We start from the raw sequence: 6,728 nt of genomic DNA, 5'->3' as shown, positions 1-6,728 counted from the left end.
GGGAATCGGTGGGGCGTGGGGATTTTGCGATGGCTGATTAAGCTGGCGAGGGGGACGCCCCTCACCAACTGAACGGATTCATGCGTTCTGTACCACCGCATCACTCTCCTCTTCAACCGCCATCCACCACGCACTCCCCCGTTGTGGATGCGCAAGGCTGAACGCCTCCCCCATCCGCGGTGTGGTAATCGCAATACTGCGTTCCCATGCAAGCGCAAGGATGCGGTCAAAAGGTTCGTGCCAGGCGTGCATGGCCAGGTCGAAGGTGCCGTTGTGGATCGGGAAGAGCCAGCGGCCCTTGAGGTCGATGTGGGCTTGCAGGGTTTCTTCCGGTTGCATGTGCACGTGGGGCCATTCGACGTTGTAGGCGCCGGTTTCCATCAGGGTCAGGTCGAACGGGCCGTATTGTTCGCCGATGCGTTTGAAGCCGTCGAAGTAACCGCTGTCGCCGCTGAAAAAGATTCGTGTGTCGGCGTCGATCATCACCCACGACGCCCACAGCGTGCTGTTGCCGTCGAACAGGCCACGGCCGGAGAAGTGCTGCGATGGGGTGGCGACGAAGCGGATGCCTGCGATTTCGGTGCCCTGCCACCAGTCGTACTGGCGCACCTTGCTGGCGTCGATGCCCCATTTGATCAGGGTGTCGCCCACGCCGAGTGGAGTCAGGAAGTACGTGGTTTTGGCGGCGAGTTTGAGTACCGCTTCGTAGTCGAGATGGTCGTAATGGTTGTGCGAGAGGATCACCGCTTCGATCGGTGGCAGCTCGTCAATGCTGATCGGTGGTTGGTGGAAGCGTTTCGGGCCAGCCCATTGCACTGGCGAGGCGCGCTCGGCGAAGACCGGGTCGGTGATCCAGAATTTGTCGCGCATCTTCAGCAGCAGCGTCGAGTGCCCCAAGCGGTAAACGCTGTGATTGGGCGCTGCGAGCAGATCTTCACGGGTCAGCGGCTGCACAGGAATGGCGGCCCTCGGACGGGTGTCGCGCGGTTTGTGGAAAATCATGTTCCACATGATCCGCAGCATTTTGCGTACCCCTTCGCGCTGCACCGGCGCATGATTGCGAAACAGCCCTTGATCCTGGCGCGAGGCTTCAGGCGTGGGAGTGTTATCCGGGAGAGAGACTGGATTGGCCATGACTGAACGACTCCGAAAAACCGTGTGCTGCACGGTATTCCACGGGAAATGAAAATGGCCAAGCTGCACGCAAAGGCCAAACGCTCTGGTTTGTAAGGTGCGAGGATTAACGCAACATTACACTGAGCGGTGTAGTTTCTAGGTTGCATCAAAGCCGGCGCCAAGTAAACTGCCGAGTGTAATTTCCCCCCTTCTCTGCCGAAGTCCGCTCATGACCGCTCCACAACGCCTCACCGACCGCAAACGCGAAGCCATCATCCAGGCGGCGATCGCCGAATTCCGTGCCCACGGGTTCGAAATCACCAGCATGGACAAGATCGCCGCCACGGCGGAGGTGTCGAAGCGGACGGTGTACAACCACTTCCCGAGCAAGGAAGAGCTGTTCGCCGAGATCCTTAATCAGTTGTGGGCGCGGATCATTGCCGAGCCATCGGTGAGCTACGACCGCGAGCGACCGCTGCATGAGCAGCTGCGCTTGATGCTGCAACAAAAAGTGCAGATGATGGCTGACGAGAATTTTCTCACCCTCGCCCGGGTGGCGATTGCCGCAACCATTCATTCCCCCGAACGTGCGCAGAACATGATCGAGCGCATGGGCGAGCGCGAGGAAGGCCTGACTGTCTGGATACGCGCGGCGCAAGCCGACGGACGGCTCAAACCGGTGGATCCAGAATTTGCCGCGCATCAAGTACAAGGTTTGCTCAAGGCATTCGCGTTCTGGCCGCAGATCTCGCTGGGTCGCGCGGCCCTTGATCCAGACGCGCAGAATGCAGTTGCCGAGTCGGCGCTGGAGATGTTCCTGGCACTGTATCAGCGGTGAATCACTGGCGCGGCGAGCCGCGTACAACTAATTTCGCAAAAAGTTATACAAACTCGTGAAAAATTCCTTCCTTGTACAACTTTATTAAGTTTTGTATAAGTAGCCATCTGCCAGTAACGGAACGCTGGCATTGAGCAGTCACCACCGAATGCCGTCCGTGCATTTCGGTCTGCCGGCGCAGGAATAGGGACTGAATCCTTTTGATTTTCCCCACTTCCCGAGTATCGCAAGCATGTTCTTCAATCGCCAGAAAGCCGCCCTCGCTGAACTGCAACACACCGTTTTTGACCAGGCTGCAATGCTCGAAGCGATCAACCGTTCGATGGCGGTGATCGAGTTCGATCTTGATGGCGTGGTGTTGCGTGCCAATGACAATTTCCTCAAGACCATGGGTTACACGGCTGCCCAGGCGATCGGCCAGCCGCACCGGCATTTCTGCACACCAGAGTTCGGGCGCAGTGCCCAATACACCGAGCTGTGGTCACGCCTGAAAAACGGTCAGTTCCAGTCCGGCACCTTTGAACGGGTCGACAGCAAAGGCCAGCCGATCTGGCTCGAGGCCAGTTACAACCCGATCAAGGATGCGTCGGGACGGGTGATCAAAGTGGTCAAGTACGCGATGGATGTCACCGCCAAGGTGCAGCAGGAGAACGAGGCCAACGCCAAACTGCAGGCGATTGATCGCGCGATGGCGGTGATCGAGTTCGATCTCGACGGCAATATTCTTACCGCCAACCAGAATTTTCTCACGCGCATGGGTTACAGCCTCGCAGAGCTCAAGGGCCAGCATCACCGCTTGTTCTGCACCCCGGCGCTGGTCAACAGCGGCGCCTATCAGGATTTCTGGCGGCGCCTGAATCAGGGCGAGTTCTTCCACGGGCAGTTCGAGCGCGTGGATAAACGCGGTCAGATCGTCTGGCTGGAGGCCAACTACAACCCGGTCTACGACGCTTCGGGGCGTTTGTACAAAGTCGTGAAGTTCGCGTCTGACGTTACCGCCCGTGTCGAGCAACACGAGCAGGACGCACGCAGTGCCAGCACCGCTTACCACATCTCGGTAGCAACTCGAAAAGTCGCCGAGCAAGGTACGCAGGTGATTCAACAGGCTGCCAGCGAAATGCGCGAAATCGCCGAAGACATCAGCCAGTCCTCAACGCTGATCGCACAACTGGGCGACCGCTCCGAGCAGATCACCGCCATCGTCAACACCATCCGCGCGATCGCCGATCAGACCAACCTGCTCGCCCTCAACGCCGCCATCGAAGCCGCGCGCGCCGGTGAACAGGGCCGCGGCTTTGCCGTGGTGGCCGATGAAGTACGGCAACTGGCGGCGCGCACCAGCGGTTCCACCGCGGAGATTTCCACCATGATCAGTCTGATCCAGAGCGAAACACGGCAGGCGATCAAGAGCATGCAAGGCACCCGCGACCGCGCCGCAGAAGGCGTGGAACTGGCCAATCAGGCCGGCACGGTGATTCTGCAGATTCGCGATGGCGCCAGTGAGGCGGTGGATGCGGTGAGCATGTTTGCCAATGAGCGGGTGTCGGGGTAATAGCGGTAGTCTCAGTCACCAGGTCAAACTCGGGATAGAGGGATGGCAATCACGCGATCTATAGTGACTGCCATCCATCAGCAAGCGCAGGGAAATCCCATGGAAAATCGCGCCGTCCGAATCGCTCTGGTTGGCGATTACGACCCCCAAGTCACCGCCCACCAAGCGATTCCGGTTGCACTCGGCCTGGTCGCCGAACACCTGCAACGCACCGTGCAGTTCGAGTGGCTGGCCACTGAAGAGATCGGCACCGACACTGCGCTGACTCAATTCGATGGGTTCTGGTGTGTACCCGCCAGCCCCTATAAAAGTGAAGACGGTGCGCTACGCGCGATCCGCTTTGCCCGCGAGCAAGGGCGACCTTTCCTCGGCACCTGTGGCGGTTTTCAGCACGCAGTTCTGGAATATTCGCGCAATGTGCTGGGCTGGGCCGACGCCGAGCACGGGGAAACCTCGCCAGAATCCGAATGCGCTGTGCTCACGCCGCTGAGCTGCTCGCTGGTTGAAGCCATCGACGTCATTCACCTCCAGCCCGGCTCGTTGATCGCCAAGGCGTACGAAAAGTCTGAAATTGAAGAAGGCTATCGCTGCCGCTACGGCGTGAATCCGCAGTTCGAACAGCATTTGATGAGCGATCAGCTACAAGCGGTAGGCCGTGATTCAGCGGGGGATCTGCGCGCTATCGAATTGAAAAAACATCCGTTTTTCGTCGCCACGCTGTTCCAGCCGGAACGCGCCGCCCTCAAGAACAAAACTCCGCCGCTGGTACGGGCATTTGTGGAGGCTTGTGTGAACTCCACTGTGCCGGGTTGAATGCAGGTGTGTAGCTGAACCTTGAACCTAGCGATGGCTCAACCGGCCTCTTCGCGGGCAAGCCCGCTCCCACAGGTACAGCGTGCTCTTCAATACAATGCATAAACTGTGGGAGCTGGCTTGCCAGCAAATGGCCATTAAGTCACCGATCCACCTCAACCACGCACCAGACTCCGCACCGCAACAATCTCCGGCACTTCAACCTTGCTCATGTAAACCCGTAACGGTTCGGTGAGGTTGATGCGGTCGTCGATGTGTTGATCGAGCAGCAACTGAATCAATTCGCGCTTGAGCGTCATGGCGGTGTCCGACGCCGTCGCCCAGACGAATTCACTGGCCGGGATGATGCCGTCGTCGGCCACGTCCATGCCGAATGAATCTTCGCTGAAGCGCACGATGTACTGGCCGGTCTTGCGGTTGAGGCCGACGAAGCCTTTGAGATCGTCGGCGGCCTGGCAGATGAGTTGGGAGGTGATGCGCATGGTAAACCTCACGAAAGATGATCGATGGTTTACACGCAGGGCAATGTAGCGGCGCGCCCTCTGCCGGGGCGTCTGCCGAGGGCAAGCGTACTGCAAACAGCGCCACAAAAGTGCAGGAAATTTCCGTTTTGCTCGGTTTATGTCGGTCTGGCGATAGCCCTGCGGCGCTTCAGTTGTTAAAAGGTACGTCTCGAAAAAAACCTGCGAAAGGAACTCGACCATGCCTGCCACTTTTACCCGAAGCGCTCTGGTGCTGAGTCTGTTGTTCGGCCTCGGTCAGGCGCATGCCGCCAGCCACCCGGAGCCCAAGGCAATCGCTGCTGCCCATGGCATTCCGCATCCGGCGGTGATCGCCCACCGTGGCGCGTCGTTCGATGCCCCGGAATCCACCGCTGCGGCCTACAAACTGGCCCGTGACCTCGGCGCCGATTACCTGGAAATGGATTTGCAGCGCAGCAAGGACGGCGTGCTCTTCGCCCTGCACGACGACAACCTGCAACGCACCACCGACGTCGCCAGCAAATTCCCCGAGCGCAAGGACAGCCCGGCCACCGCGTTCACCATGGCCGAACTGAAAACCCTTGATGCCGGCAGCTGGTTCAACAGCAAATATCCTGACCGCGCACGCCCCTCCTACGCCGGGCTGAAGATTCTTACCCTCGATGAAATCATCGACATCGCCCGCGCCAACCCGCAGCACAAGCCGGGCCTGTACATCGAAACCAAAGAGCCGCAGCTGTTTCCCGGCATCGAACATGACCTCAAGGAAAAACTGCAGGATCGCGGCTGGCTCAGTCCGGCCGGTTCGAAGCTGGCGAAAAGTGCGCTCGGCGTCGGTCAGGGCAAAGGCAAGGTGATCCTGCAGACCTTCGAAAAGAACAGCCTGCAATTGCTGGAAAAGGAAATGCCGCAAGTGCCGAAGATCCTGCTGTTGTGGGTCGGCGAAGGCAGCATCGAGCCTAAATCTGCGGTGACGTTTGCCGCGTCCGGCGAGAAAGACAAAAACGTTTTCTACGGCAAGCAGGAACCCAAGTCAGAAGCGGAATTCAAGCAATGGGTCGACTACGCCAAGGCTCAGGGCGCGATCGGCACCGGCCCTTCGGCGAAGCTGACTCAGGGTGGTGATCAGAGTTACTCCGACCTGGTGCAACCGTGGATGAATAAGTACACCCACGACCAAGGCATGCTGGTGCATGTTTATACGGTCGACGAGGCGGTGGACTACGAGAAAGTCATGGCAGCGGGTGTCGACGGCATCTTTACCAACCGCGCCAGTGAACTGTTGAAGTTTTACAAGCGTCCGGCTGTTGGCAGTGTTGATGAGGTTCTGAAGAAGAACGGTTTCTAAGTTGTTATCGAGTCGCCTGCTTCGCGAGCAGGCTCGCTCCGACAAAGAGCAGTTTTATCGCGAAGCAGAGATTTAAGGGTGAGTTAAGTTGCGCTGGTTAATCTGAACCCACTTACACAGATCAACCACTTCAACGCACTGCCAAGGAATGAACCGATGAAAACTTTGACTGCCCTGTTTACCGCCGCTGCCCTGACCCTCACCGCTGGCCTGGCTCAGGCTGATGTTCGCATCGACCAGATCCCGCAACTGGTCAAGGACGGCAAGATCAAGTCGCTGGAATCGATGAACGCCGAAGCACTGAAACTGCACCCGGGCGCAACGATTACCGACACCGACCTGGATAACCACTTCAATGGTTACGAGTATGAAGTCGAACTTAAGACTGCTGACGGCAAAGAGTTCGACGTGGACTTTGATGCCACCACCGGCAAAGTGCTGAGCAACAAGCAAGACACTTGATAGACCGCTGTTAAAGAGCCGCACGATTTAACGATCGTGCGGCTTTTTTGTGGCTGCCGTTTGGCGTGAGGTTTGGGGTGACTGGGAAATCGATTCCCCCTCACCCCAGCCCTCTCC

General features: G+C 58.3%; 7 protein-coding genes. 5 read left to right on the top strand and 2 right to left on the bottom strand.

Going from position 1 to position 6,728, the window contains the following annotated elements; all coding sequences use genetic code 11:
- Nucleotides 1–78: 78 nt before the first annotated feature.
- Entirely contained in the window at nucleotides 79–1,134 is a 1,056-nt protein-coding gene (locus J5M66_RS26335) for an MBL fold metallo-hydrolase (protein WP_207807932.1), read from the bottom strand.
- Between the two features lie 211 nt (nucleotides 1,135–1,345).
- Between J5M66_RS26335 and J5M66_RS26330 the strand changes: the two genes are divergently transcribed.
- From J5M66_RS26330 to J5M66_RS26320, 3 genes are all read left to right on the top strand, one after another.
- The gene (locus tag J5M66_RS26330) at nucleotides 1,346–1,954 is read left to right on the top strand and encodes a TetR/AcrR family transcriptional regulator (protein ID WP_207807931.1); all 609 of its coding nucleotides are present in this window, start codon (nucleotides 1,346–1,348) and stop codon (nucleotides 1,952–1,954) included.
- Between the two features lie 232 nt (nucleotides 1,955–2,186).
- On the top strand, nucleotides 2,187–3,506 hold the full coding sequence (locus J5M66_RS26325) for a PAS domain-containing methyl-accepting chemotaxis protein (protein WP_076563890.1): 1,320 nt from the start codon (nucleotides 2,187–2,189) through the stop codon (nucleotides 3,504–3,506).
- A 99-nt stretch (nucleotides 3,507–3,605) separates the two neighbouring features.
- Nucleotides 3,606–4,319 (top strand): CTP synthase, encoded by a 714-nt coding sequence (locus tag J5M66_RS26320; RefSeq protein WP_207807930.1) that lies wholly within the window; start codon nucleotides 3,606–3,608, stop codon nucleotides 4,317–4,319.
- Nucleotides 4,320–4,474: 155 nt separating this feature from the next.
- Here the strand turns inward: J5M66_RS26320 and J5M66_RS26315 are convergent, their stop codons facing one another.
- A complete protein-coding gene (locus tag J5M66_RS26315; protein ID WP_207807929.1) occupies nucleotides 4,475–4,801 on the bottom strand; it encodes a DUF2025 family protein in 327 nt (108 codons plus the stop codon).
- Between the two features lie 220 nt (nucleotides 4,802–5,021).
- Here J5M66_RS26315 and J5M66_RS26310 point away from each other — a divergent pair, with 220 nt between their 5' ends.
- Both J5M66_RS26310 and J5M66_RS26305 read left to right on the top strand, forming a co-directional pair.
- Nucleotides 5,022–6,149, top strand: coding sequence for a glycerophosphodiester phosphodiesterase (locus J5M66_RS26310; RefSeq protein ID WP_123443658.1), 1,128 nt, complete (start codon nucleotides 5,022–5,024; stop codon nucleotides 6,147–6,149).
- Between the two features lie 156 nt (nucleotides 6,150–6,305).
- Nucleotides 6,306–6,611, top strand: a complete 306-nt coding sequence (locus J5M66_RS26305) for a PepSY domain-containing protein (protein ID WP_030142484.1) — start codon at nucleotides 6,306–6,308, stop codon at nucleotides 6,609–6,611.
- Nucleotides 6,612–6,728: the final 117 nt, after the last annotated feature.

It is taken from the genome of Pseudomonas sp. 67(2021), assembly GCF_017491835.1.
In the GTDB taxonomy this organism is placed as follows: domain Bacteria; phylum Pseudomonadota; class Gammaproteobacteria; order Pseudomonadales; family Pseudomonadaceae; genus Aquipseudomonas; species Aquipseudomonas atacamensis.
Note: the sequence above shows the minus strand (reverse complement) of the source record. Positions and strands in the feature narration are given on the sequence as shown.

Coding starts and splice junctions, on each gene's coding strand:
- J5M66_RS26325 (WP_076563890.1), top strand. CDS start 2,187: ATGTTCTTCAATCGCCAGAAAGCCGCCCTCGCTGAACTGCAACACACC.
- J5M66_RS26320 (WP_207807930.1), top strand. CDS start 3,606: ATGGAAAATCGCGCCGTCCGAATCGCTCTGGTTGGCGATTACGACCCC.
- J5M66_RS26310 (WP_123443658.1), top strand. CDS start 5,022: ATGCCTGCCACTTTTACCCGAAGCGCTCTGGTGCTGAGTCTGTTGTTC.
- J5M66_RS26335 (WP_207807932.1), bottom strand. CDS start 1,134: ATGGCCAATCCAGTCTCTCTCCCGGATAACACTCCCACGCCTGAAGCC.
- J5M66_RS26315 (WP_207807929.1), bottom strand. CDS start 4,801: ATGCGCATCACCTCCCAACTCATCTGCCAGGCCGCCGACGATCTCAAA.
- J5M66_RS26330 (WP_207807931.1), top strand. CDS start 1,346: ATGACCGCTCCACAACGCCTCACCGACCGCAAACGCGAAGCCATCATC.
- J5M66_RS26305 (WP_030142484.1), top strand. CDS start 6,306: ATGAAAACTTTGACTGCCCTGTTTACCGCCGCTGCCCTGACCCTCACC.